Consider the following 26,383-nt stretch of genomic DNA (forward strand, 5'->3'; position numbering starts at 1 on the left):
ATCCATTCCATCCATCGGACCACCAGTACGGCGGCGGGCCCCGGGAGATCCTCCCGGGGCCCGCCGCCGTACCGGCTCCACGCCCTAGCGCCTGCGGCGGGCGTTCGGGGCCGCAGCGGCGGCCTGGGGGGCGCTCCGGGGGCCGAAGCGGAAGACCAGGCCGCCCGCGAGCATGGTGACGGCGCCGGCCAGCATCCACGGCACGCTGTCGTCCGTCCCGGTCTCGGCCAGGCTCTGCCGGGGTGCCGAGGCCACCAGCGAGGCCGGGGCCGGATCGGTGGTGGCGGCCGACGAGGGGGCGGCCGCGGTCGCCGAGCCGCCGGCGGTGGCCCCGCCGGCGCCGCTCGGAGCGGCGGTGGCGGTGCCGGTCGCAGTGGCGGAGCCGGCCGCGGTGCCGGTGTCGGTGGGCGCGGCGGTGACGGTGCCGTCCGGGTCGTCGGTGGCCGACGCGGTGGCGCCGGCGCCGTCGGTGGGGCCGTCGGCGGCGGAGCTGTCCCCGGCCGAGGCCGAGGCGGTCACCCCGACCGCGGAGTTGTCCGGTCCGCCGACGATCTGCGTGGGCGCCACCGTGGTCACCGCCTGCGCCACACCCGTCACCAGCAGCGCCGAACCGGACAGTGCCAGCGCCGCGGCGGCGACCCGCACCGTCCGGGACCGTATGCCCCCGGCTCTCCTCCGGTGTCCTTGACGCACAACCGCCCCTCTCGCTGCCCTGCCGCCCGCAGTCACGGGCGTCGCGCGGTCAGCATGGTGAACCGGGGTGGCCGACGTCAACGACGTTCTGTCCAGTTTTGCGGCAGAACGTCGTGACACGGACGCAATATTGGAGCTCCCTACGCGTTCTTCTCGTTCTGCTTGCGCCAGCGGATGCCGGCCTCGATGAAGCCGTCCAGCTCACCGTCCAGCACCGCCTGCGGGTTGCCCACCTCGTACTGCGTCCGCAGGTCCTTGACCTGCTGGTACGGGTGCAGGACGTAGGAGCGCATCTGGTTGCCCCAGGAGTTGCCGCCGTCCTTGAGCGCGTCCATCTCCGCCTTCTCCTCCTGGCGGCGCCGCTCCAGCAGCTTGGCCTGGAGGACGTTCATGGCGCTGGCCCGGTTCTGGATCTGCGAGCGCTCGTTCTGGCAGGAGACCACGATGTTGGTCGGCAGGTGGGTGATCCGGACCGCCGAGTCGGTGGTGTTGACGCCCTGGCCACCGGGGCCGGAGGAGCGGTAGACGTCGACCCGGAGCTCGGACTCGTCGATCTCGATGTGGTCGGCCTTCTCCACCACCGGCAGCACCTCGACGCCGGCGAAGGAGGTCTGCCGGCGGCCCTGGTTGTCGAAGGGCGAGATCCGGACCAGCCGGTGGGTGCCCTGCTCGACCGAGAGGGTGCCGTAGGCGTAGGGGACCTTCACGCCGAAGGTCGCCGACTTGATGCCGGCCTCCTCCGCGTAGGAGGTGTCGTAGACCTCGGTCGGGTAGCCGTGGCGCTCGGCCCAGCGGAGGTACATCCGCATCAGCCGCTCGGCGAAGTCGGCGGCGTCCACGCCGCCGGCCTCGGCCCGGATGTTGACCAGGGCCTCGCGCGCGTCGTACTCGCCGGAGAGGAGGGTCCGGACCTCCATCTCGGCCACGGACTTCTGCACCGAGCCGAGCTCGGTCTCGGCCTCGGCCCGGGCGTCGGCGTCGTTCTCGTCCTCGGCCAGCTCGAACATGACCGAGAGGTCCTCGATCCGCCCGCGCAGCGTCTGCACCTTGCGCAGCTCGCCCTGGAGGTAGGAGAGCTTGCTGGTGACCTGCTGGGCGGCTTCGACGTCGTCCCAGAGGTCGGGCGCGGCGGCCTGCTCCTCGAAGACCGCGATGTCGGCCCGGATCTTGTCGAGGTCGACCACAGCCTCGATGGACGACATGGTCGTCTCGAGGGACTTGATTTCTTCGGAAGGATCGATGGCTGCCACGCCACCAGCCTAATGGTTCCGACCGGCGGACTCCGCCGCGAGGCCGGTCGAGCCGTCAATCCGTGTGGGCGTAACGCAGCGTGCCGTCCGGGGCGAGTACGAACAGACCCACCCCGGAGGCGTCGGCGAAGGCGGCGGCGGAGCCGGGGGCGCCGTCGAGCCTGCCGTCGGTCCAGGTGGGGCTGCCGGCCGCGCCGACCGCCTCGGCGCCGTCGGGCCCGAAGACGTACTGGGTGCCGCCGGCGCCCTGGACCGCCTCCGGGCGGGAGGCCGTGGTGATCCCGGTGACCTGGACGGCGGGGTGCCAGACCCCGTCGACCGCCTGGGTGCGCAGCACCGGGCCGCCCCCGGCCGGGACCACGAAGGCGTCGATCCGGCCTCCGCCCTCGGCCACCAGCGCCGGGGCCCCGGTGATCGAACCGGCCGGCGGGACGGTCGCCCAGGCGCTCCAGGAGCCGTCCAGGTAGGAGGTGGTGGCCAGCTCGCCGCCGATCCTGGCGACCAGGTCGATCCGGGAGCCGTTGACCGCCGCCGCCGGCGGGGAGTCGACCGTGATCCGTCCGTCGACCTTGCCCCAGCCGCCCCAACTGCCGCCGCCCCCGCTGCTGCTGAGGCCGCTCAGGGTGCGCTGGTAGACCAGTCCGTCGATGCCGGTGGCGAAGAGCCGCAGGGTGCCGTCCGGCAGCACCACCGGGGCCGGCTCGCCGGTCACCCGTATTCCGGTCAGCTTGCCCCAGATGCCGAAGCCGGCCGCGGTCCGGGTCAGGTAGCGGATGTAGCCGTCGGCGCCGGTGCCGAAGAGGTAGGAGGTGCCCTCGACCTGGACCGCCCGCACCCCGCTGACCAGCGGCGTGCCGGACTCCGGGGCCTCGGTCCAGCCGGACCAGACCGGCAGCACGGCGGCGACCGGGCTGGTGGTGATGTCGACCTGGCCGGCCACCGGGGCGGTCGGCAGCACCGCCCGGCCGCCGGCAGCGGCGGTGGCCGTCGCGGTCGTGGTCGCCGCGCCGTTCCCGCCGAGGCCCGAGGAGTGGTCGTCCCGGCCCCCCGCGAACGCCTTGTAGGCCCCCACCGCCCCGGCTGCGACGAGTATCGCCAGCACTCCGAGGACGATCCGGCGGCGGCGGCGCACCGCCGCGCCCGCGCCGGTGCGCCGGGCCCCGGCGTGCCGGTGGACGCTGCCGTCGCTGCGGGTGCTCCCGCCGCCGCGCCCGCCGCGCCCCTGCTGCTCGCCGCGCTCGTTGCGGGAGGCCTCGGCGAATCCGGCCAGTTCCTCGGCGCTGGGACGGCGCAGGCTGGTGTGGGTCTCCCGGGTGGAGTCCGGCTGCGCGCCGGGGACCAGCGGGACCGCCGGTCCCCGGCGGCGCGGCGCGCTGCGCGGCTCGGCGTCGTCCTCGTCCGGCAGGTAGTCGACGGCCGACTGCGGCAACGTCGGGTGGGCGACGTCCAGGCTGGCCAGTCCGGCCAGCGACGGCAGCTGCTCGCGCAGCCTGGTCGCCAGCTCGGCGGCGCGCAGCCGCGAGGCCGGGGCCTTGGCCAGGCACTGGGCGATGACCTTCCACAGGTCCTCGGGCAGCCCGGGCAGCGGTGCGACCGCCTCGGTCACGTGCCGCCGCAGCACCGCTCCGGTGTGGCCGCCGCCGAAGGGGGTGAATCCGGCCAGCAGTTCGTAGAGGACGGTGGCCAGGGCGTAGATGTCGACGGCGGCGCGCGGCTCCAGTCCCTCGATCACCTCGGGGGCGAGGTAGTCCGGGGTGCCGATGATCCGGGTGGCCCTGGTCCGCCGGGGGGCGTCGACCAGCCGGGCGATGCCGAAGTCGGACAGCTTGGCGCGCGGGGCGCCGCCGGGACCGGGCGAGGAGGCCTGGTCCAGCAGGATGTTCTCGGGCTTGACGTCGCGGTGGACGATGCCGGCCGCGTGCGCGACGGCCAGGCCCTCGGCGACGTCGGCGGTGATGGAGACGGCGGCCTGCGGTGTCAGCGGACCCTCGCGGTCGAGCCGCGAGCGCAGGTCCGAGCCGTGCACCAGCTCCATCACCAGGGCCAGGTCGTCCCCGTCCACGACCAGGTCGTGGACGCCGACGACGCGCGGGTGGTCGAGGCTGGTGAGCGCGGTCCGCTCCTGGACGAAACGGCCGACCAGGACCTGGTCCGAGGCCAGGTCCTCGCGCAGCAGTTTGATCGCGACCGGGCCCTCGGGGCCGTCGCCGAGCCAGACTGTGCCTGCGGAGCCGCGGCCGATCACCTGGTGCGCGGTGTAGCGGCTACCGATCTTGCGTGCCAAGGCTGCTCCGTGCGCGGATGTGGGGAAGCCGAATGACTGGCTGTGTGTCAGCGACCAAAGTACGCGGACGGGGGTTGTTTGGGGGAACCGGGGACCATTACCGCTGGTCGGATGTCGACAAAGCGTCAATCATGCCCCGCCGCGCGGTCAGTTGCCCTGGTCGGTCGGCAGCCCGGTGGGCACCTTGGGGATCTTCGGGACCTCGTTCTTGATCTTGTCGGCGGTGCCGGTCATCCGGTCCCACCAGTTCACCACCTGGTGCCACCAGCCCTCGCCATTGTGGATCCAGTGCTGGAGCGGGGTGAACCACCAGACCACGGCCGCGATGACGGCCAGGATCAGCAGCGAGCGCAGGCAGCCGCCGCCGGGGATCCGCATCCGCCGGCGCGGGGCGCGGGGCGCGCGCTCCCGCCGCGGCTCGGGCTCCGGCTCGCGCCGCCGCTCCGGCTCGCGCTCACGCGGGGGCGCCTCCCGGACCGGCTCCGGCGCCGGGCGGGCGCCGGGCGCCGGGCGCCGCCCGCGCGGTGGCTCGGGCTCGTACGGCTGCTCGCTGCCGTAGCCGTCCGGCTCGTACCCCCGCCCGCCCGGGTACTGCTCGCCCGGGTACTGCTCCGCGCCGTAGCGGTCGCCCCGGTACTGCGGCTCGCCCCGGTACTGCGGATCGCGCTGGTACGGCGGCGGGGCCACCTGCGGGCGCGACTGCGGCTGCTCCTCGACCGCGTAGCCGTACTGGGTCTGCTCGCTGCGGTTCCGGGCCGCCCGCAGCTGGCTCTCCCAGGGGTGCGGCCCGGCCGGCTGCTCGGGCTCGGGCTGCTGGTAGGGGGGCTGCTGGTACTGCTGCTGCTCGAAGTGCGGCTGCAGCTGGGTGGGCGGCAGCTGGGCGGCCTGGAGCCGGGTCGGCTGCTGGGCGAAGCCCTGCTGGGCCGGCGGCAGCAGCCGGGTCGGGTCGGCGGCGCCCTGCGGCAGCAGCTCGGTCGCCTCGGCCGCGCCGAAGACCGAGGCCGCGAGCACGGTGGCGGCGGCCGGGTCGGCGTTCAGGCCGTTCGGCACGGTGGGGTCGTGCGGCCCGGCCACCGGCGCCAGCAGCGCGCCCACCGCGTAGGCGGCGTCGATCGCGGCCGGCGAGGCGTGCACGCCGATCCCGGCGGCGACCGTGCGCAGCGCCGTGGCCAGGGTGACCGCCGTGGGCCGCTGCGCCGGGTCCTTGCTGAGGCAGCGCTCGATGACCGTCCACAGCGGCTCGGGGACGGTGACCGGGCGGCGCGGCTCCTGGGTCAGGTGCGCGTGCAGGATCTGCAGCGGACCGTCGCCGTGGAACGGCGGCTGGCCGCTGACCAGCTCGTAGAGCATGATCCCGGCACCGTAGACGTCCACCGCCGCGGTCTGTTCGCGGCCCTCGGCGGACTCCGGGGCGACATAGGCGGGGGTGCCGACGAACTCGTGGGTCCGGGTGATGCCGGGCGAGTCGGCCAACCGGGCGATGCCGAAGTCGGTCAGCAGCGGGAGCATCTGCTCGCTGCCGTCGGCCCCCCGGACGGTCGCCAGCATCACGTTGGCGGGCTTGAGGTCGCGGTGGACGATGCCGTCGGCATGGCTGGTGGCCAGTGCGTCGGCGATCTGCGCCATCAGCAGCGCGGCCGCCACCGGGCTCAGCGGACCGTGGTCCGTCAGGTAGCGGTGCAGGTCGGGGCCGTCGACCAGGTCCATCACCAGGGCCAGCAGCTCGCCCTCCACCACCAGGTCGCGGACCCGGACGATATTGGGGTGGGCCAGTCGCAGCAGCACCGACCGCTCGCGCAGGAAGCGCATGACGATGTCGGGGTCGTTGGCCAGCTCCTCCTTGAGGACCTTGATGGCCACCAGTCGGCCGGCCGCGATGTCGGCGGCGGTGCGCTCGGCGGCGAGCCGCGCCGCTGCCGCCGGGTCGGCCAGGGCGGCGTCCGCCACGGTCGCGGCGTGGTCGGGACCGGCCGAAGGGACGATCAGCGTCGGGTCCGCCGGGGGCGGGCCGGCGACGTAGGGGCCGGGGCCGACCTGCACCCCGCCGGAGGGGAAGGCGCCGAACAGGACGGTGCTCGCGGACTGCGCGGTGCCGGACTCGCCGGTGCCGTACTGGCCCGTCCCGTACTGGCCCGTCCCGTACTGGCCGGTGCCGAACCGGCTCGCGGTGGCCGGGTCGCCGGGGAGGGTCCGCGCTTCTTCGTCCCGCACCCGGGCACGCCAGACGGTCCCGGTGGCGCCGCGTCCCAGCGGCTCCTCCAGCAGGTACTTGCTGCCAACCGGACGCACCCGCGCACTCCTCGTCCTGCCTTGCGCCGTTGGGTACCGGTCCCCCCGGCCCCGCTCCAGCTGTCGTGCTGTGCATGTGTTCGGCAACTCTAGTGGCGTTCGATCCGTCGCGGCGACGGCAGCGAAGTGCCCGTTCCATCCCTATACCCGCTGGACGCCCCCGGCCCCGCGGTAAGTTCCCAAGATCACTGCATCGGGTGCCGTGGGCGAGTTGTCGGTGGCGGATGGGAGGATGCACTCAGCACCGTTGCGCCCACCCCGCAGACGGCGTCTCGACGTTGTGTCCGCACGGCCCGGTGGCCGTGCAGGGGGTGGGCGACACCAGGTCCGGAATTGGCTGGGCGGAAGGGGCCGACGAGGATGCAGATCCGGCTGAGCGTGTGCGGCCCGAGCGACGGGAGCCCGCCACCCCAGACGCATGCGCCGGGACGCGCCGCCCACCACGCCGCGACGCAGACCGTGGACGTCCTCGTCACGGCACCGGCCGGGACCGCGCTCGGCGCGGTCGCCGGCGCCCTGGCGGGCGCGGTCGGCTCGCGCACGGCAACCCGGGGCGGGCGGACCGCCACCCACGTCCATCTGTTCGTCGGCGACCAGCGGCTCGACGAGCGCACCGTGCTCGGCCACCCGCCACTGGTGGACGGCGCGCTGCTGCGGCTCGACGAGCCGGATCCGGACCACGTCTCGGACCCGGCCGCCGAGTCCCCCGCCGAACTCCGGGTCGTCGGCGGCCCGGACGCCGGCGGCATCCACCTGCTGCAGGCCGGGCTGGTCCGGGTCGGCCGCTCGGGCGAGGCCGACGTCCCGGTGGACGACCCGGACGTCTCCCGGTTCCACCTGGTGCTGGACGTCTCCGCGGACGGCCGGGTCACCGTCGCCGACACCGGCTCCACCAACGGCACCACCCTGGACGGCCGGCTGGTCGGCGCCGAGCCGCTGACCGTGGCCCCCGGCGCGCTCATCGGCCTGGGCGAGACCGTGCTGCGGATCGCCCCCGGCCGGTTCGACCGGACCGACCTGATCCCGGACGGCCAGGGCCAGGTCCAACTGGTCCCGAGGATCCCGGCCCCGGTCAGCGGCCCGCGCGGGCGCACCGCGACCGGAACCGGCGAAGGGAGCGCGCCGGAGCCGACCGCACGCCCGCTCAGCAGTCGCGCACGCGGGCTGCTGACGCTCCGGGGGCGCATCCCCCGCCCGTCCGCGCCGGTCGAGCCGGTCCCGGCGACGGCCACCCCGACCTCCGGGGTCCGGCTCCCGGCGCTCGCCCCGTCGGTCCGCTCCACCCGCTGGCCGGACCCGGCCGAGCTGCTGCTGACCGCCCTCGGCCCGGGACCGCGGCTGTGGGAGCGGACCCTGGACCACCCCGACGCGCTGGTCCTCCGGCTGGGCAACGCCGCCCGCCCGGCCGCCCCGGTCACCCTGGACCTGCGCGCCGCCGGCAGTCTCGGCCTGTCCGGACCGCGGGCCCGGCTGCTCGGGCTGACCCGCGCCCTGGTCGCCCAACTCGCGGTCCTGCACGGCCCCTCGGTGCTGGAGCTGGTGCTGGTGTCCGCCGATCCGGCCCGCCCGGACGGCGAGCGCGGCGCCGACTGGTCCTGGCTGCACTGGCTGCCGCAGCTGCGTCCCGGCCGGGGCCAGCCCTGCCGGCTGCTCACCGCGCTCGACCCCGAGCAGGCCCTGGCCCGGCTCGGCGAGCTGCGCGAGCCCGGGCAGCGGGCCGGCAGCGCCACCGTCCTCGTCCTCGACGGCGATCCGGGCAGCCCGGCCGGCCGGGAGCTGCTGGCCCAGGTCCTGGCCGAGGGCCCGGCCCTCGGCGTCCACGCCCTCTGCCTCGCCGACCACCCCGACCTGCTGCCGCGCGGCTGCGGCGCCACCGCCGCCGTCACCGGCGAGGTCTCCACCCTGCTCACCCTGGAACGCCCGGTCGCCGACACCCACCCGGCCGCCGGCGTCGGCCACCACCGGGCCCGCCAGGCCCGGGAGCTGATCCAGGGCATCGCCCTGGACGCGGTCTCCGCCGCCTGGGCCGAGGGGCTGGCCCGGGCCCTCGCCCCGCTGCGCGAGGCCGACACCACCGCCCGTTCCGGCCGGGGCGCCCTGCCCGACGCCCCCCGGCTGCTCGACCTGCTCGGCCTGGACGTGGTCACCCCGGCCCAGATCTCCGGCCGCTGGACCGAGCTCCAGGTCGCCTCCGGATCGCTGCCGACCGCCCTGGTCGGCGCCGACCGGGACGGCGCCTGCGGCTTCGACCTGACCGACCATCTGCTGATCGGCGGGGCGCCGGGATCGGGCCGCACCGAGCTGCTGCGCGCCCTGCTCGCCTCGCTCTCGGTGGCCGAGCGGCCGGACCGGCTCGGCATGCTGCTGATCGAGGCCCGGCCGCCGCAGGACCAGGCCAGGGGGCTCCGCCCCTGCCTCGAACTCCCGCACGTGGTCGGCCATGTCGACGGCGCGGACGAGCTGCGGCTGCTGCAGGCCGCCCAGGTGCTGCTCGGGGAGCTGGAGCGGCGCGAGCACCTGCTCCAGGGCCGCTCGTTCGCCTCCTGGCACGCCGAGCGCGCACTCTCCCGGCTCGCGCCCCCGCGGCGGGCCGCCGACGACTACCCCCAGCAGCGGAGCGGGGCCGGCCGGCTGGCGGTCGACACCGCACCGCCCACCCGGCTGCTGGTCGTCGTCGACGACCACGACGAACTGCTGCTCCCCGGCCGTGAACGCGCCGCGCTCGCCGACGCGCTGGACGCGGTGGCGGTGCGCGGGCCCAGGCTCGGCGTCCACCTCGCGGTCAGCACCGGCCAGCCGGACCGCAGCAGCGGCGGCGACCTGGACGAGTCGGCGCAGCTCCGGGTGGCGCTGCGGTTGGACGACCCCCGGCTGTCCGCGCTGCTGATCCATGTCGAGGACGCCGCCGGAGTGGCCGAGGAGCACCCCGGACGCGGCTATGTCCGCTACCCGGACGGCCGGGTGACCGGGCTCCAGGGGGCCCGGGTGAGCGGACGGATCCCCCGGACCGCCACCCTGCGGCCCACGGTCGCCCCGCTGGAGTGGCCCACCATGGGCGACCCACCGGCCCGGCGCCCGGTCCGCGAGCTGGGCAACGGCCCGACCGATCTGGCCCTGCTGGCCAGCGCGCTGCAGCGGGCGACCGAGACCCTGGGCGCACCGCTGCCGCCGGCCCTGCTCTGACTCCGGCCCGGCTCCCGCTCCGGCCCGGCTCCCGCTGCGACTCCGGCTCCGGTCCGGTTCCGACGCCCGCCCGGTCACCGCTGGACCGGCAGCGGGTCGCCGGTCCGGCCGAGGACCAGCGCCACCGCACCCAGCGCGGAGGCCTGCGGCCCCAGGGTCGAGGCGGTGATCAGGGTGGACGCCGGGTCGGGGGCGGCCGGGTCGGCGGCCGAGGGCGCACCGCCGGTCACCGACCGGTCCGGGTCGGCGGCGGCGACCGCCTCGCGGAGCGGGCCGAGCAGCAGCTCCCCCGCCGCCGCCAGCGCGCCGCCGACGATCACGCAGCGCGGGTCGAGCAGTCGGCACAGCATCCCGGTGACCCGGCCGGCCATCGCCCCGGCCTCGGCCAGCGCCCGCTGGCAGCCCCGGTCGCCCTGCCAGGCCATGGTGATGATGTTCCGCAGGCTGACCCGGTCGCCGTAGCCGTGCTCCAGTCCGCGCAGCACCGCGGGCAGTCCGATGTAGGACTCCAGACAGCCGCGGTTGCCGCAGCGGCAGAGCGGTCCGCCGGGGTCCATCACCAGGTGGCCGATCTCGCCCGCGGTTCCGGCCGCGCCCCGCACCGGCCGTCCGTTGCTGATGAAGGCCGCGCCGACACCGGCGTGCAGCTTGAGGTAGACCAGGTCCTCGTAGGCGCGCCCGGCACCCCACTGGCGCTCCGCGAGCGCGCCGAGGCCGGCGTCGTTGTCCACCAGCACCGGCAGTCGCAGCCGGGCGCCCAGCTCGGCCGCCACCGGCACCCCCGACCAGGGCGAGTAGCGGCGGACGGTGGGTAAGCCGGTGCGCCGGTCGACGGCACAGGGCAGGCCCACTCCGACGCCGAGGATCCGGGAGCGGCGGGTGCCGATCTCGTCCATCGCCGACTGGACCAGGTCGGCCGCCATGTCCAGGCCGCGCTGCGGCTCGTAGCGCGGCGGCAGCTCGGCCGACTTGGCGATCCGGACCTCGTGGGCGACGTCCGCGATGATCACGTGGACGTGCCGGTGGCCGAAGTCGACGCCGACCGCCTCGCCGGTGGCCGGGTTGAGCATCACCGCCGCAGCCGGACGTCCGGCCCGGCCGCCGACCGGCGGCAGCTTGGTGCCCAGCTCCATCACGATGTCGTCCGCGACCAGGTCGCCGATCAGCGCGGAGATGGTGGAGCGGGACATCCCGGTGGCCCGGGCTATGTCGGCCCGGCTGAGCGTTCCGCGCTCGCGCAGCAGCCGGACCACCGCCTGCCGGGTGCGTTCGGAACGGGACTCGCGGGGAGGCGTGGCCATGGACCAAAGAATCGAACCGGTGGCCGCATTCGTCAAGCATCGAACAAATTAGGGCCACTGGCCCCCCATTAGTTCGGCATAATTTGTTCGAATTTTTCGAAATGACAACGTTATTGACGGCCTCTTTTGTCCGTCGCTAGCTTTCCAAAACCAGCACCCGGCTGCCCGTCGAAGGGGCCCACCGTGACCGTGCAGAGAAAATCCATGATCGGCGGAATCGCCGTGGCGACCGCCGCCGCGCTCGCCCTCGCCGCCTGCTCCAGCTCCGCCGCCAAGCCCACGGGCGGCGCCTCGGGCTCCGCCGGCGCGACGGCGGGCGCCGCCGGATTACCCTCGCTCCGGGGTCAGCACCTGACCGTCCTGGCCGAGTGGACCGGCGCGGAGCAGACCGACTTCCAGGCGGTCCTGAACAAGTTCGACGCACTGACCGGCGCCAGCGTCTCCTACCAGTCCGGCGGCTCCAACACCGGAACGGTGCTGCAGACCAAGATCGCCGGTGGCTCCCCGCCCGACGTCGCGCTGCTGCCCGAGCCCGGCCTGATCAACACCCTGGCCCAGGAGGGCGACCTCAAGCCGCTCTCCCCGGCGATCCAGCAGGAGGTCGCCGCGGACTACGGCTCTGGCTGGGAGTCGATGGGGACGGTGAACGGCAAGCTCTACTCGGTCGTCTACAAGGCCTCGAACAAGACCACCTTCTGGTACAACACCGCCGAGTTCGGCCAGGCCGGCATAGCTCCGCCGACGAACTGGACCCAGTTCCTGGCCGACTGCCAGACCCTCTCGGACTCCGGGATCACCCCGGTCTCCATCGGCGGCTCCGACGGCTGGACCCTCGCCGACTGGTTCCAGAACATCTACCTCAGCGAAGCCGGTCCGGCGATGTACGACAAGCTGGCGCACCACCGGATCCCGTGGACCGACCCCTCGGTGATCAAGGCGCTGACCACCTTCGGGCAGCTGCTGGGCAACCCGAAGTTCGTCGCCGGCGGCGACACCGGGGCGCTGCAGACCTCGTTCAACAACTCGGTCACCCAGACCTTCACCAACCCGCCGAAGGCCGCGATGGTCTTCGAGGGCGACTTCTCGGCGACCCAGATCACCAGCACCACCACCGCGAAGATCGGCAGCGACGCCAAGTTCTTCCCCTTCCCGGGCCCGGCCAGTGGCGGCAGCTCCAACTTCGTCCAGGTCGCCGGCGACATGGCGACCGCGCTCAACAGCAACGCCGCGACCATGGAGCTGATCCAGTACCTGGCCTCCCCCGCCGCCGACGCGATCTGGGCGCACGAGGGCGGCTACCTGACGCCGAACAAGCTGGTCCCGCTCTCGGACTACCCCGACGCGACCACCCAGCAGGAGGCCCAGATGCTGATCAGCGCCGGGACCGACGTCGACTTCAGCCTCGACGACCTGTCCCCGGCCGCGTTCGGCGGCACGGTCGGCGCCGGCTACTGGAAGGACATGCAGGACTTCCTCAAGGACCCGTCCAACGTCCAGGCCACGGCCCGGCAGTTGGAGGCCGACGCCGCCAAGGTCACCTGGTCCTGACGCCGACCGCCCCGGTCCATCCGCCCCGGTCCAACCAGAGGAGCCGGACAACTCATGGAAACTCCCGCATCCGCGGCCCCGGGGGCCGGCGCGTCGGCAGACCCGCCGGCCCCCGGGGGCCGTCCGCCCCCGGGCGCCGCCGCCCGCGACTGCCCTTCCGCCGGGCGGCCCCGCAGGGCGCCCTGCACATCCCGCTGCGCGTCCGCTTCGGCTTCCTCACCCCGGCCGTGCTGGTGCTGCTCGCCATCATCGGCTGGCCGATCCTGTTCTCGGTCTGGCTGAGCCTGCGCAACGCCGACGGCAGCCACTTCGTCGGCCTGCACAACTACGTCTCGATCTTCACCGACCCGGCCACCCTGACCGCACTGAAGAACAACATCATCTGGCTGGTCAGCGCGCCGACCCTGGCCTGCGCGCTGGGCCTGGTCTTCGCGGTGCTGGCCGAGCGGATCCGCTGGGCCACCGCCTTCAAGATCGTCATCTTCATGCCGATGGCCATCTCCTTCCTGGCCGCCGGGGTCATCTTCGAGCTGGTCTACCAGGCCGACCCGCACATCGGCGTCGCCAACGCGGTGCTGGTGGAACTGCACGACACCTTCGCCCCGGCCTCCCAGTACCCGGCCGCCGAACCCCGGCCGACCACCGGCTACCGGGCCGCCGGCGGCGGGTACAGCAGTCCGGCCGAGTACACCCCGGGCTCGGTCGCGAACATCCCGCTGATCGGCTACTCGGTGCTCGACCTGCCGAAGTCCGCGGTCCAGGCGGTCCCGGCGACCGCGGCGCCCGGCGAGATCACCGGCACGGTCTGGCTGGACCTGGTCTACGGCGGCGGCGGCACCCCCGGGCACATCGACCCGGGCAAGAAGGGCACCCCGGGCATCACCGTGGAGGCGCTCTCCGGCGGCAGGGTGGTCGCGAAGAGCGCCGTGCGCGCCGACGGCACCTTCGCCCTGCACGGCCTCAGCCCCGGCGGCGACTACCGGCTGGCGCTGCCCGCCTCCGACTTCAGCAAGCCCTACGCCGGGGTCTCCTGGCTCGGTCCCGACCTGGTCACCCCGGCGATCATCGTGGCCTACCTGTGGATCTGGGCCGGCTTCGCGATGGTGCTGATCGCGGCCGGGCTGAGCGGCATCCCCCGGGAGCTCCAGGAGGCCGCCAAGGTCGACGGGGCCTCGGACTTCCAGATCTTCCGGAAGATCACCGTCCCGCTGCTGGCCCCGGTGCTGCTGGTGGTGCTGATCACCCTCGCCATCAACGTGCTCAAGGTCTTCGACCTGGTCTACATCATCTCGCCCGGCTCCACCCTCTCGGTCGCCAACGTGCTCGCCGTGCAGATGTGGAGCGTCTCCTTCGGCGGCGCGCAGAACCAGGGGCTCGGCAGCGCCATCGGCGTCTTCCTCTACGTCCTGGTGCTGCCCGCGATGTACGTCAACATCCGGCGGATCCGCAGAGAACGGCGTGAGTCATGACCCTGACCGAACCGGCGCGCCCCCGGCCGAAGCGCGCACCGCGCACCGAAGGCAGGCCGCCGCTGGCGGCCCGGATCGCCTCCAGGCTGACCAGCGGCGTACTCCAGGTCGTGCTGCTGCTGGTGGGCGTGGTCTGGCTGATCCCCACGCTGGGGCTGTTCGTCTCCTCGCTGCGCACCCCGGACGACATCAGCGACAGCGGCTGGTGGACCGCCTTCACCCACCCCGCGCAGCTGACCCTCAGCGACTACGTCAACCTCTTCCACGACCAGGGGATGATGCAGTCGCTGTGGAACACCGTCCTGATCACCGTGCCCGCGACGGTGGGCGTGGTGGTGCTGGCCTCGCTGGCGGCCTACGCCTTCGCCTGGATCGACTTCCCGGGCCGGGACTGGCTGTTCGTCGCCGTGATCGGGCTGCTGGTGGTGCCGGTGCAGGTGGCGCTGATCCCGGTGGCGAAGATGTACAAGTACACCCACCTGTTCGGGACCATCCCCGGGGTGGTGCTCTTCCACATCGGCTTCGGGCTGCCGTTCGCCGTCTTCCTGCTGCGCAACTTCTTCGCCGGCATCCCGCGCGAACTGCTGGAGGCGGCGCGGATGGAGGGCGGCACCGAGTGGGTGATCTTCCGCAAGGTGGTGGTGCCGCTGGGGATGCCGGCCATCGCCTCGCTCACCATCTTCCAGTTCCTCTGGGTCTGGAACGACATGCTGGTCGCCCTGGTCTTCTCGGACACCGACACCCAGCCGCTGACCGTGGAACTCCAGGGGCAAATGCGCCAGTTCGGCAGCAATATCGACATCCTCGCCCCCGGGGCATTCCTCTCCCTGGTGATCCCGCTGATCGTCTTCTTCTCCTTCCAGCGCTATTTCGTCCAGGGGTTGATGGCCGGCTCGATGAAGGGCTGAACCCGCAAGCGGGGAACCGGGGAACACCGCACGTCAACAGCAGACATACTGAAAGGCGGACACCCGTCGGTCGGCAATCCAGGAGGAGCGCGCAGGTGGCCGGAATTCGGTTCATCGACGCCACCCGCGTGTTCCGGGGAAGCTGGAGGCCCGCCGTCGCGGGTGTCGGCCTGGAGGTGCGGGACGGCGAACTGCTGGTGCTCAGCGGCCCTTCGGGCAGCGGCAAGTCCACCCTGCTGCGGATGCTCGCCGGACTCGAACCGCTGGACCGGGGGCAGGTCCTGGTCGACGGCCAGGACCTGGCCAGGACCGCCCCCGACAAGCGCGGGATCTCCCTGCTCGCCCAGGGCTTCTCGCTCTTCCCGCACCTCACCGTCGCCGAGAACATCGCCTTCCCGCTCACCATGCGCCGCAGCTCGGCCCGGACGGTCCGCAGCCGGGTCGGACAGCTCGCCGAACTCTGCGACCTGGAGCAGCAGTTGCCGCTACGCCCGGAGGCGCTGACGGTGGCGCAGCGGCAACGGGCGGTGATGGCAAGGGCGATGGCCACCCGCCCCCGGGTGATCTGCCTGGACGAGCCGATGGGCGGCGGTTCGCTGCCCGCCTCGCTGCGGGACCGGAGCCCGGTCGCCGACCTCCAGCGCCGGTCCGGGATCACCCTGCTCTACGCGACCTGCAGCTCCACCGACGCCTGGGCGATCGCCGACCGGGTGGCGGTGATGGACCGGGGCGCGGTGCAGCAGGTGGACGTCCCGCGCCGGGTGTTCGCGGAGCCCGGCACGGTGGCGGTGGCCGAGTTCGTCGGCTCGCCGCCGATGAACCTGGTCCCGGCGGTCGTCACCGCCGAGGGGGCCCGGATCGGCGACCTGCTGGTACCGGTCGGCGCGGACCTGCGGGCCGCGCTGACCAGCGAACGGATCGTGGTCGGGCTGCGCCCCGACGACCTGCTGATCGGCGGGGCCGACGGCGGCATCCGGGCCACCGCGGTGCTGGTGAAGGACTCCGGCCGGGAGTACCTGGTGCACGCCAGGACCGAGGTCCCCGGCGGCAGCGTCGACCTGGTGATCCGGCAGACCGGCGGACCGGTGCCGCTGCTGGGCGAAGCCTTCCTGGTCGGCGCCGCCCTGGACCGGGTCCACCTGTTCGACGCGGCGACCGGCGTCCGGCTGGGCTGAGCCGGGTACGGCGAAGGGCCGCCCCCTTCCGGGAGCGGCCCTTCGCCGTGCGTCCGGCTCGGTCAGCGCATGGAGCCGGTGCGCAGCAGGGTCCGGATCACCCGCATGGCGACGCTGAGGTTCGCCAGGTCGAACGCCTCCGCACCCCTTATGTCGTCGAGCGTCGCCCGGGCCCGGGTGACCAGCGTGGAGTTGGCCTCCGCCCAGGCGTCGAAGCGCTGCTCCGGGGTCGCCCCGGGGTCGCCGTGGCCGAGGATGTCACTGGTCAGCACCGCGTGGGCGGAGAACAGGTCCTCGCGGATGGCCGCACGGGCCATCGACTGCCAGCGGTCGCCGCGCGGCAGCTCGATGATCCGGTCCAGCAGGTCGGTGATCTGCAGCCGGTCCGCGAGGTCGTAGTAGACCTCGGCCACGGTGCGGACGTCCTGCTCGTTGCGGTCCGCGACCTCGACGATGTCGAGGGTCGGGAAGGCCGAGGACAGGCCGGCCGTCCGGACCGCCAGCTCCGCCGGGACGCCGGCGGCGACCAGCTCCTCGTAGACGCTGTCGAACCACTCGCGGTCGGAGCCGCGCAGCAGGTCCGGGAGCATGCCCCAGACCTCGTTCGCCCGGGCCTTGAACACCGCGATGGTCTCGGCGATGTCCAGCGGCTGGCGGCGGTTGTTGAGCAGCCAGCGGGTGGCGCGCTCGACCAGCCGGCGGCTGTGCAGCCGCATCCGGGTCTGGACGTCCGCCGGGACGACGTTGTCCAGGCCCTCGATCTCCGCCCACATGCCCTTGAGGTCGAAGACCGAGCGGGCCGCGGTGTGCGAGCGGACGATCTCCTCGTAGGTCGCGCCGGTCTCCTCCTTCAGCCGGAAGGCGAAGGTGCAGCCGCCCCGGTTGATGGTCTCGTTGACCAGCACCGTGGTGATGATCTCCCGGTGCAGCGCGTGGGCGTCGATCTGCTCGCCGAAGCGCTCCTGCAGCTGCGGCGGGAAGTAGCGGTGCAGCTTCCCGCGCAGGTAGGGGTCGTCCGGCAGGTTCGAGGCGAGGATCTCGTCCGAGAGCGTGATCTTCGTGTAGGCGAGCAGCACCGAGAGCTCGGGCTGGGTCAGCCCGCGTCCCAGCGTCGCGCGCTCGCGCAGCTGCGCCCCGGTCGGCAGGAACTCCAGCGCCCGGTTCAGGTGCCCGTCGGCGACCAGCCGGCGCAGCATCCGGGCGTGGACGTTGAGCATGCTCGGCGCCTGCGCGGCGGCGTTGGCCAGGGCCACGTTCTGCGCGTAGTTGTTGCGCAGCACGTGCTCGCCGATGTCCTCGGTCATCTCGGCGAGCAGGGTGTTCCGCTGGCCCACCGTCATGTCGCCGTCGCCGACCACCCGGTTGAGCAGGATCTTGATGTTGACCTCGTGGTCCGAGGTGTCCACGCCGGCCGAGTTGTCGATGGCGTCGGTGTTGACCGCGCCGCCGGTCCGCTCGCCGTCGGGGCCGACCGGGCCGCCGCTGGTGGCGAACTCGATCCGGCCGAGCTGGGTGGCGCCCAGGTTGCCGCCCTCGCCGAGGACCTTGACCCGGAGCTCCGCGCCGTTGACCCGGATCGCGTCGTTGGCCTTGTCGCCGACCTCGGCGTTGTTCTCCGCCGTCGCCTTGACGTAGGTGCCGATGCCGCCGTTCCAGAGCAGGTCGACCGGCGCCAGCAGGACGGCCTTCATCAGCTCGGCGGGGGTGAGCCGGGTGACGCCCGCCTCGATGCCGAGGGCGGCCCGCATCGGCGCGGTGATGTTGATCGACTTGGCGCTGCGCGGGAAGACCCCGCCGCCGGCCGAGATCAGCGACTTGTCGTAGTCCTCCCAGGAGCTGCGCGGCAGGTCGAACAGCCGCTGCCGCTCCGGGAAGGACACCGCCGCGTCCGGGTTCGGGTCGATGAAGATGTGCCGGTGGTCGAAGGCCGCGACCAGCCGGATGTGCTCGCTGAGCAGCATCCCGTTGCCGAAGACGTCGCCGGACATGTCGCCGACGCCGACGACGGTGAAGTCCTCGCGCTGGGTGTCGTGGCCGAGCTCGCGGAAGTGCCGCTTGACGGACTCCCAGGCGCCCTTGGCGGTGATGCCCATGCCCTTGTGGTCGTAGCCGGCCGAGCCGCCGGAGGCGAAGGCGTCGCCCAGCCAGAAGCCGTAGTCCTCGGCGACCTGGTTGGCGATGTCGGAGAAGGTCGCGGTGCCCTTGTCGGCGGCGACGACCAGGTAGGTGTCGTCACCGTCGTGCCGGACCACGTCCTTCGGCGGAACGACCGTCCCGTCGTTGGGGACCAGGTTGTCGGTGATGTCCAGCAGACCGGAGATGAAGGTCCGGTAGGAGGCGATGCCCTCGGCCATCCAGGCCGCGCGGTCCACGGCCGGGTCGGGCAGCTGCTTGGCGAAGAAGCCGCCCTTCGAGCCGACCGGCACGATCACGGTGTTCTTCACCATCTGCGCCTTGACCAGGCCCAGGACCTCGGTCCGGAAGTCCTCCCGGCGGTCGGACCAGCGCAGGCCGCCGCGGGCGACCTTGCCGAAGCGCAGGTGGACGCCCTCGACCTGCGGCGAGTAGACCCAGATCTCGTAGGCCGGGCGCGGCGCGGGGAGGTCCGGGATCGCCTGCGGGTCGAACTTCATCGACACGTAGGTGTGCGGTTCGCCGGTCTGCGGGTCGCGCTGGAAGAAGTTGGTCCGCAGCGTGGCCTTGATCAGGGTGAGGAAGGAGCGCAGGATGCGGTCCTCGTCCAGGCTGACGACCTGGTCGAGCGCGCCGTCGAGCTCCTCCAGGATGCCCTCGGTGAGCTCGGCCGAGCCCTGCTGGTGGGCCGGCGACAGCCGGGCCTCGAACAGGTTGACCAGCAGGTGGGTGGCGTGGACGTTGTTGGTGAGCGCGTCCTCGACGTAGTCCTGGGAGAAGGTCGAACCGGCCTGCCGCAGGTACTTGGCGTAGGCGCGCAGCACCACGGCCTGACGCCAGGTCAGTCCGCCGCGCAGCACCAGCGAGTTGAAGCCGTCGTTCTCGGCCTTGCCGGTCCAGGTGGCGGCGAAGGCGTCCTGGAAGCGCTCGCGGCCGTCCTCGGACAGGCTCTCGGCGACCTCCGGGCGCAGCCGCAGCCCGAAGTCATACACCCAGGCCACGGTGGAGTCGCTGCGGCGCAGCTCGTACGGGTGCTCGTCGAGGACCTCGACCCCGAGCCGCTGCAGCACCGGCAGCACCTCGCTCAGCGAGACCGAGCCGCCGACCCAGTAGATCTTGAAGCGGCGCTGGTCGGCGGGGGCGCCCGCCGGCTGGTAGAGGTTGAGCCGGAAGTCGGTCGGGTCGGCCAGCGACTCCAGCCGCTGCATGTCCGCCACGGCCTGGGCCGGGGTGAAGTCGGCCCGGTAGCCGTCGGGGAAGGCCCCGGCGTAGCGGCGGGACGCGACCGCCGCGGCCTCCTCGCCGATCTCGTCGATCAGGGCCTCGTTGAAGCCGTCGGCCCAGGAGCGGGCCGCCTCGGCCAGCTTGGCCTCCAGCTGCTCCACGTCGGCGTCGGTGAGCTGCGGCAGCTCGTGGCCGGCCGGGAGCCGGACCACGAAGTGCAGCCGGGCCAGCACCGACTCGGTGTTCCAGGCGGTGTAGTCGATGGTGGTGCCGCCGAGCTCCTGCATCAGCAGGTCCATCAGCCGCAGCCGGACCCGGGTGGTGTAGCGGTCGCGCGGCAGGTATACCAGGGCGGAGAAGTAGCGGCCGTACTCGTCCTGGCGCAGGAAGAGCCGGAGCTTGCGCCGCTCCTGCAGGTAGAGGACGTTCAGCGCGACCGAGAGCAGCTGGTCGGCGGGGGTCTGGAAGAGCTCGTCGCGGGGGTAGGTCTCCAGGATCTGGACCAGGTCGCGGGCGTCGTGGCTCTCGGGGGTGAAGCCGGACTCGGCGACGGCCTGGGCGACCTTGCCGCGGACCACCGGGATCCGGGTGACCGACTCGGTGTAGGCGGCGGCGGACAGCAGGCCGAGGAAGCGGCGCTCGCCGGTCACATTGCCCTGGGCGTCGAACTTCTTGACGCCGACGTAGTCCAGGTAGGACGGGCGGTGCACGGTGGAGCGGCTGTTGGCCTTGGTCAGCACCAGCAGCTTGCGCTCGCGGGCCTTGGCCCGGGCCGGCGCGGTGAGCCGGCTGAAGGAGGCCGAGGACATGGCGTCCTCGGCGAGGGCGTGGGCGCGCGGGTCGGAGCGGAGCACGCCGAGGCCGGTGCCGGCGACCGCCTGCAGCAGGTCCTCGCCGTCCTCGGACTGGACCAGGTCGTACTCGCGGTAGCCGAGGAAGGTGAAGTGGTCGTCGGCCAGCCAGCGGAGCAACTCCTGTGCCTCGTCCACCTCCTGGGCCGGGAGCTCGGCCGGCGGCGCGCCGTGCAGGTCGTCGGCCAGCCGCAGCGCACCGTCGCGCATCTTGGTCCAGTCCTCGACCACCTCGCGGACGTCCACCAGCACCCGGCGCAGGTCGGCCTCGATGGAGGGCAGCTCCTCGGCGTCGGCCTCGCGGTCGATCTCGATGTGCATCCAGGACTCGAGCAGGGCGTCCTGGGGCTTGTCGGTGCTGCAGGCGTCGGTGTCCAGGATCTCCAGCAGCCGACCGGTGATGTCGCGGCGGACCAGGAGCTGCGGGTGGATCACCACCTGGATGGCGCGGCCCAGGCGGGAGAGCTCGTTGGTGACCGAGTCCACCAGGAAGGGCATGTCGTCGGTGACCACCTCGACCACGGTGTGGCCGCAGGACCAGCCGTCCTCCTCCACCGTCGGGGTGTGCACCCGAACCTTCGCGGTGCCCTGGGGGCGCTGCTCCGCGAGTCTGTGGTGGGAGGCCGCCGCGCCGTACACATCGGCCGCATCGCGGTCGAGCAGGTCCTCGGGGGCTGTGTGCAGGTAGTAGTGCTTCAGGTAGGAGCCGAGGGCGCAGTCGCCGAGCTCCTCACCCTGAGCTGCCTTGCTGAGCAGTTCGGCCTTCGCTGCGTCCAGCTGGGTCTGCATGGCTATCTGGCTCCTGTCGCGCGCCGTTGCGTGACTCGGTGGTGTTCGTCTGATGCACGGTCCGCCGAGACTGTCCGTATCCTCCCGCATGTCCGGTTACAGACGCGAACGAATCGGTTGATCCCGTGCAACAACGAGGTTTCCAAGCGAGCCTAACGTGGGTAAGTGACCCTGTCAGGGGCCGGATCGGAGCACTGCGTCAGGATCTTTGGTCCCGGCTGTACGACTTGTCCAGGTCTCCTGTGCGCCCTGGGCGAACGCCCGCGGCCGCCGGACCGGCCGGTCACGAACCGACCAGCCGCTCCGCCTGCGCGACCGCCTCGGCCAGGGTGTCCACCACCGGGACGCCGACCCGCTCCAACTCCGCGCGGGTGTGGGACCCACCGGTGAACAGCACGGCGTGCGCGCCGACCCGGGCGGCGGCGCGGGCGTCGTCCACCGCGTCGCCGATCAGCACCGTGCCGGCCGGGGCGACCTGCCCGCCGGCCTCGGCGGAGAGCGCGTCGAGGTGCCGCCGCAGGTACTCGGCCTTGCCGGACACCCCTGACGTGCCGTCACGGCCGTCGACCCGGACGAAGTGCCGCTCCAGACCCAACCGGCGCACCAGCGGGACCAGTTCGGCATGGCCGTACATGGACAGCAGCGACTGCGAACGGAGGCCGCCGCCCGGCCAGCCGGCCAGCAGCTGCTCCGCCCCGGCGGTCAGCCCGCAGGAGTCGCGCCGGGCCGTGTAGTGGACGTGGAAGGAGGCGTCCATCCGCTCCCACTCCTCCGGCGAGGGCCGACGGCCCATCAGCTGCTCGTAGAAGTCGATCACCGGTACCCGGTAGGACGCGCGGTACTGCTCCACCGTGAGCGGCTCCAGGCCGATCTCGGCGCAGGCGGCGTTGCTCGCCGCCACCACGGCCGTGATGTCGTCGAAGAGGGTGCCGTTCCAGTCCCAGACGATGTGTGCACGCATGGACCGACCGTACCCACCCGCACCGACAACCGGGTGGAGCGGGTCAGCCGAGCAGGCCGGGGACCTCCTGGATCCCGTACCAGAGCAGCTCGTGGTCCTCGGCGCCGTCCACCGTGAAGCGGGCGTCCTCGTCCCCCGCGTCGGCCGCGACCACGGCCTCCGCCGCGGCGGAGACGTCCTCGCGGACCTCGTCGTCGTCCGCGTCGGCGTGCACCGCGGCGGCCTCGGCCAGCAGCTGCGCCGCGGTCAGGGTGACCGCGCCGAGGGCGGCGGCGTGCTCGTGCTCGGCGTCGATGTGGAGCACGACCGCGGCGTCCGGCACGTCCAGCGCGACCACCACCCGACGGCGCGGGGCCTTGCCGTCCGCGGCCAGCAGCCGGAGCGAGGCCTGGGCCGCGCGGACCAGCGCGGCGTACTCCAACTCCTCGATGTCGTCGCTGAGGTACCACTCGCGCAGGGCTGGGGTGACCGCGTAGGCGCGCAGCGGCGCCGCGCCGAGGGTTCCGTCGGCGTGCGCCTGCGCGAGGACGTTCAGGGTGGTGGGGACGTACACGCGCATCGGGGCGCTCCGGGTGAGGTGGGGTGCGGGGGAACGGTTCCTGGGGTCAGCATAGGCGGCCGCGCCGGTCCTCAGCAGATCGTGCCCGGGAGATCCGGAGAGTGACCGATCGAGTGCGATCCGGCAGGGGCCGATGAGCGCTTCGTGGCCGAAGGGTTCCGCATCCGTGCAGCTCACAGCGGGTTCGACACTCGAATAGGTGAACTTCGGAGGGTGCTCGGCGGCTCCCGGCCGGTCCTTGTCGCTGTCCGCGGCACCCGGTACCACTGTTCCTGCAACCACACTTCCCGCACGCAGCGCAGCCGAGCGACTGCGGAAGGCAGCGGACCTTCCTCCGCCGACCGACCTCCAGGGGGTTCACACCATGGTCGAGACCGAGCTCCAGCAGCAGCCGACCGTCCGGCGCCTGCATCCGCCGCAGGCACCGCGTCCGCCGCACCCGTCCGCAACCGGCGCGGCCGAGGCGCCGGGCGGTGCCCCGAGCGGGGCGCCGGGCGGGGTCAGGCTCGGCCGGCTGCACGGCGTCGGCGCGCAGCGCCACCGGCACTGCGGCCCGGCCCCCACCCGGACCGACGGCAACGGGCTGGCCGGCCGCTACGCCCAGCGGCTGCTGGAGGTCCTGAGCGGGCACCGGGTCTGCGAGCAGCTGATCGCACTGACCACCGAGGAGGTCTACGACGACATCCGGACCCTGGTCCGGCGCCGCTGCCTGCTCGGCCCGGGCAACGCACTGCCGCTGCTCGGGCGGGTCTTCGACGACTCCCCCGCCCCCGGCGTGCTGGAGGTCACCGCGATGGTGCGGATCGGGGAGCGGCTGGAGCTGCTGGCGTTCCGGCTGGAGCTGCGGCAGAGCCGCCGGCAGCCGACAGCGACATGGCGGTTCACCGCCCTGGAGACCAGGTGGTGAACCGCCATGGGGTGGAGCGGTGCCGGGCACGGCCCTGGGGCGCGCCCGGAGGGGTCACTTCTTGCGGCGACGGCCCTTGGCACCCTTGCGGCGGTCCGGACGGTCGGCGATGTCGTCGTCCTCGCCGCCGTCGTTGGTGAAGTCACCCTCGATCACGCCGCCCTCGCCGTCCACCGACGGGGCGGTGTAGTGCAGCCGGTCGCGCTGCGGGGCCTCCAGGCCCTTGGCGCGGATCTCCGGGCGGGCGTCCTCCTTCTCGAACTGCACCGCGTCGCCCGGCTCGGCCAGCGGAACCTCCTCGACCTGCTGCTCGACCTGGACCTCCAGGTTGAACAGGTAGCCGACGGACTCCTCCTTGATGCCCTCCATCATGACCGCGAACATGTCGAAGCCCTCGCGCTGGTACTCGACCAGGGGGTCGCGCTGGGCCAGGGCCCGCATGCCGATGCCCTCCTGGAGGTAGTCCATCTCGTAGAGGTGCTCGCGCCAGCGACGGTCCAGCACCGAGAGCACGACCCGGCGCTCCAGCTCGCGCATGACCGGCTCGCCGAGGTTCTGCTCGCGCTCGACGTACTTGGCGTGCAGGTCCTCCTTGATCGCGTCGGCGAGCAGTTCGGCGGTGATGCTGGAGCGGTCGCCCTCCTCGTCCTCCAGGTCCTCGACCGAGAGGCTGATCGGGTAGAGCTGGCCCAGCGCCGTCCACAGCTTGTCGAAGTCCCACTCCTCGGCGAAGCCCTCCGCCGTGGCGTTCTTGACGTAGGCGTTGACCGTGTCGTCCATGAAGTGGTCGATCTGCTCGCGCAGGTCCTCGCCCTCCAGGACGCGACGGCGCTCGCCGTAGATGACCTCGCGCTGGCGGTTGAGCACCTCGTCGTACTTGAGGACGTTCTTGCGGATCTCGAAGTTCTGCTGCTCGACCTGGGTCTGCGCGGAGGCGATGGCCCGGGTGACCATCTTCGACTCGATCGGCACGTCCTCGGGCACGTTCGCCATCGACAGCACGCGCTCGACCATGCCGGCCTTGAACAGCCGCATCAGGTCGTCGCCCAGCGAGAGGTAGAACCGGGACTCGCCCGGGTCGCCCTGGCGGCCGGAACGGCCGCGCAGCTGGTTGTCGATCCGGCGGGACTCGTGCCGCTCGGTGCCCAGCACATAGAGGCCGCCCAGCTCCTGGACCTCCTCCTGCTCGGCCTTGACCGCGGCCTTGGCCTTCTCCAGCGCGTCGGGCCAGGCGGCCTCGTACTCCTCGGGGGTGTCCACCGGGGAGAGGCCGCGCTGGGCGAGCTCGGCCGAGGCCAGGTGCTCGGGGTTGCCGCCGAGCATGATGTCGGTGCCACGGCCGGCCATGTTGGTGGCGACGGTGACCGCGCCGCGACGCCCGGCCTGGGCGACGACCTGCGCCTCGCGCTCGTGCTGCTTGGCGTTCAGCACCTCGTGCTGGATGCCGCGCTTGCGGAGCTCCTGCGAGAGGTACTCGGACTTCTCGACGCTGACCGTGCCGACCAGGATCGGCTGGCCCTTCTCGTGCTTCTCCGCGATGTCGTCGACCACGGCCGCGAACTTGGCCGGCTCGGACTTGTAGATCAGGTCGGGCTGGTCGACCCGGGCCGGGGTGCGGTTGGTCGGGATCGGCACCACGCCGAGCTTGTAGATCTGGTGGAACTCCGCCGCCTCGGTCTGCGCGGTACCGGTCATCCCGGAGAGCTTGTCGTACAGCCGGAAGAAGTTCTGCAGGGTGATGGTGGCCAGGGTCTGGTTCTCGTTCTGGACCTCCACCCCCTCCTTGGCCTCGATCGCCTGGTGCATGCCCTCGTTGTAGCGGCGACCGGCCAGCACACGGCCGGTGTGCTCGTCGACGATCATGACCTCGCCGTCCATGACGACGTAGTCCTTGTCCTTCTTGTAGAGCTCCTTCGCCTTGATGGCGTTGTTCAGGAAGCCCACCAGCGGGGTGTTCGCCGACTCGTACAGGTTGTCGATGCCCAGGTAGTCCTCGACCCGGGTGACCCCGGCCTCCAGCACACCGACGGTGCGCTTCTTCTCGTCGACCTCGTAGTCCGTGTCGATCTTCAGCCGCTTGACCAGCTTGGCGAAGTCGCCGTACCACTTGGTGGCCTGGTCGGCCGGGCCGGAGATGATCAGCGGCGTCCGGGCCTCGTCGATCAGGATCGAGTCGACCTCGTCGACGATCGCGAAGTTGTGGCCGCGCTGGACCAGCTCGTCCTGCGACCACGCCATGTTGTCGCGGAGGTAGTCGAAGCCGAACTCGTTGTTGGTGCCGTAGGTGATGTCGCAGCCGTACTGCTTGCGACGCTCGACCGGGCTCATGTTGGCCAGGATCACCCCGACCTCCAGGCCGAGGAAGCGGTGCACCCGGCCCATCCACTCCGAGTCGCGCTCGGCGAGGTAGTCGTTGGTGGTGATCAGGTGCACACCCTTGCCGGACAGCGCGTTGAGGTACGCCGGCAGGGTTCCGACCAGGGTCTTGCCCTCGCCGGTACGCATCTCGGCGACATAGCCGTGGTGCAGGGCCGCGCCGCCCATGATCTGGACATCGTAGTGGCGCTGGCCGAGAGTGCGCTTGGCCGCCTCGCGGACCGTCGCGAAGGCCTCGGGGAGGATGTCGTCGAGGGTCTCGCCGTCCGCGAGACGCTCCCGGTACTCGTCGGTGAGCGCGCGAAGCTGCTCGTCCGTCAGGTTGACGAAGTCCTCTTCGATGGAGTTGACCTGGGCGGCAATGCGGTGCAGCCGGCGAAGGATCTTACCTTCGCCTGCGCGCAGGATCTTGTCGAAGACGGACACGTGGGCTGGCTCCTTGCCTGGGCTGGCACTGGGCGATCGGTGCAGTGGCGATGGAGG

The 26,383-nt window shown here is 72.7% G+C and carries 14 protein-coding genes and 1 pseudogene; 6 read left to right on the plus strand and 9 right to left on the minus strand.

The annotated features are described in order from the left end of the window. Positions 1-84: 84 nt before the first annotated feature. The 4 genes and pseudogenes from BS75_RS14435 to BS75_RS14450 form a co-directional block, all read right to left on the minus strand. Positions 85-645, minus strand: coding sequence for an LPXTG cell wall anchor domain-containing protein (locus tag BS75_RS14435; protein ID WP_034088514.1), 561 nt, complete (start codon positions 643-645; stop codon positions 85-87). Positions 646-833: 188 nt separating this feature from the next. After that, positions 834-1,943 (minus strand): peptide chain release factor 2, encoded by a 1,110-nt coding sequence (gene prfB / locus BS75_RS14440; protein ID WP_034088515.1) that lies wholly within the window; start codon positions 1,941-1,943, stop codon positions 834-836. A 1,045-nt stretch (positions 1,944-2,988) separates the two neighbouring features. Continuing rightward, a pseudogene (locus BS75_RS50270) lies at positions 2,989-4,227 on the minus strand (serine/threonine-protein kinase); the annotation flags it as partial. A 147-nt stretch (positions 4,228-4,374) separates the two neighbouring features. Beyond that, a complete protein-coding gene (locus BS75_RS14450) occupies positions 4,375-6,516 on the minus strand; it encodes a serine/threonine-protein kinase (RefSeq protein ID WP_052069414.1) in 2,142 nt (713 codons plus the stop codon). Positions 6,517-6,876: 360 nt separating this feature from the next. Here BS75_RS14450 and BS75_RS14455 point away from each other — a divergent pair, with 360 nt between their 5' ends. Beyond that, a complete protein-coding gene (locus BS75_RS14455) occupies positions 6,877-9,699 on the plus strand; it encodes an FHA domain-containing protein (RefSeq protein ID WP_034088517.1) in 2,823 nt (940 codons plus the stop codon). A 74-nt stretch (positions 9,700-9,773) separates the two neighbouring features. On the opposite strand, the gene BS75_RS14460 is transcribed toward BS75_RS14455, so the two are convergent. After that, positions 9,774-11,000, minus strand: a complete 1,227-nt coding sequence (locus tag BS75_RS14460) for an ROK family transcriptional regulator (protein WP_034088518.1) — start codon at positions 10,998-11,000, stop codon at positions 9,774-9,776. A gap of 183 nt (positions 11,001-11,183) precedes the next feature. Here BS75_RS14460 and BS75_RS14465 point away from each other — a divergent pair, with 183 nt between their 5' ends. The 4 genes from BS75_RS14465 (at position 11,184) to BS75_RS14480 (ending at position 16,100) form a co-directional block, all read left to right on the plus strand. After that, positions 11,184-12,548 carry an ABC transporter substrate-binding protein gene (locus BS75_RS14465; protein ID WP_231607773.1) on the plus strand — a complete coding sequence of 455 codons (1,365 nt, stop codon included), beginning with the start codon at positions 11,184-11,186 and terminating at the stop codon, positions 12,546-12,548. A 227-nt stretch (positions 12,549-12,775) separates the two neighbouring features. Beyond that, positions 12,776-14,017 (plus strand): carbohydrate ABC transporter permease, encoded by a 1,242-nt coding sequence (locus BS75_RS14470; protein ID WP_231607774.1) that lies wholly within the window; start codon positions 12,776-12,778, stop codon positions 14,015-14,017. Beyond that, positions 14,014-14,925 (plus strand): carbohydrate ABC transporter permease, encoded by a 912-nt coding sequence (locus tag BS75_RS14475; RefSeq protein WP_034088520.1) that lies wholly within the window; start codon positions 14,014-14,016, stop codon positions 14,923-14,925. Before BS75_RS14470 ends, BS75_RS14475 begins: the two co-directional genes overlap by 4 nt. A gap of 95 nt (positions 14,926-15,020) precedes the next feature. After that, positions 15,021-16,100 carry an ABC transporter ATP-binding protein gene (locus BS75_RS14480; RefSeq protein ID WP_034088521.1) on the plus strand — a complete coding sequence of 360 codons (1,080 nt, stop codon included), beginning with the start codon at positions 15,021-15,023 and terminating at the stop codon, positions 16,098-16,100. A 62-nt stretch (positions 16,101-16,162) separates the two neighbouring features. Here BS75_RS14480 and BS75_RS14485 read toward each other — a convergent pair whose 3' ends face one another. The 3 genes from BS75_RS14485 to BS75_RS14495 form a co-directional block, all read right to left on the minus strand. Next, positions 16,163-21,097, minus strand: coding sequence for an NAD-glutamate dehydrogenase (locus tag BS75_RS14485; RefSeq protein ID WP_034088522.1), 4,935 nt, complete (start codon positions 21,095-21,097; stop codon positions 16,163-16,165). 283 nt (positions 21,098-21,380) lie between these two features. Further along, positions 21,381-22,058, minus strand: coding sequence for an HAD family hydrolase (locus BS75_RS14490; RefSeq protein WP_034088523.1), 678 nt, complete (start codon positions 22,056-22,058; stop codon positions 21,381-21,383). 43 nt (positions 22,059-22,101) lie between these two features. Beyond that, positions 22,102-22,617, minus strand: coding sequence for a DUF6912 family protein (locus BS75_RS14495; RefSeq protein WP_034093049.1), 516 nt, complete (start codon positions 22,615-22,617; stop codon positions 22,102-22,104). Between the two features lie 364 nt (positions 22,618-22,981). Between BS75_RS14495 and BS75_RS14500 the strand changes: the two genes are divergently transcribed. After that, a complete protein-coding gene (locus BS75_RS14500) occupies positions 22,982-23,524 on the plus strand; it encodes an Rv3235 family protein (protein WP_034088524.1) in 543 nt (180 codons plus the stop codon). A gap of 54 nt (positions 23,525-23,578) precedes the next feature. Here BS75_RS14500 and secA read toward each other — a convergent pair whose 3' ends face one another. Next, a complete protein-coding gene (secA, locus tag BS75_RS14505; RefSeq protein ID WP_034088525.1) occupies positions 23,579-26,326 on the minus strand; it encodes a preprotein translocase subunit SecA in 2,748 nt (915 codons plus the stop codon). Between the last annotated feature and the right edge of the window lie 57 nt (positions 26,327-26,383).

Source organism: Streptacidiphilus albus JL83 (assembly GCF_000744705.1).
Lineage (GTDB): Bacteria > Actinomycetota > Actinomycetes > Streptomycetales > Streptomycetaceae > Streptacidiphilus > Streptacidiphilus albus.

Coding starts and splice junctions, on each gene's coding strand:
- BS75_RS14455 (WP_034088517.1), top strand. CDS start 6,877: ATGCAGATCCGGCTGAGCGTGTGCGGCCCGAGCGACGGGAGCCCGCCA.
- BS75_RS14460 (WP_034088518.1), bottom strand. CDS start 11,000: ATGGCCACGCCTCCCCGCGAGTCCCGTTCCGAACGCACCCGGCAGGCG.
- BS75_RS14475 (WP_034088520.1), top strand. CDS start 14,014: ATGACCCTGACCGAACCGGCGCGCCCCCGGCCGAAGCGCGCACCGCGC.
- BS75_RS14485 (WP_034088522.1), bottom strand. CDS start 21,097: ATGCAGACCCAGCTGGACGCAGCGAAGGCCGAACTGCTCAGCAAGGCA.
- BS75_RS14490 (WP_034088523.1), bottom strand. CDS start 22,058: ATGCGTGCACACATCGTCTGGGACTGGAACGGCACCCTCTTCGACGAC.
- BS75_RS14495 (WP_034093049.1), bottom strand. CDS start 22,617: ATGCGCGTGTACGTCCCCACCACCCTGAACGTCCTCGCGCAGGCGCAC.
- BS75_RS14500 (WP_034088524.1), top strand. CDS start 22,982: ATGGTCGAGACCGAGCTCCAGCAGCAGCCGACCGTCCGGCGCCTGCAT.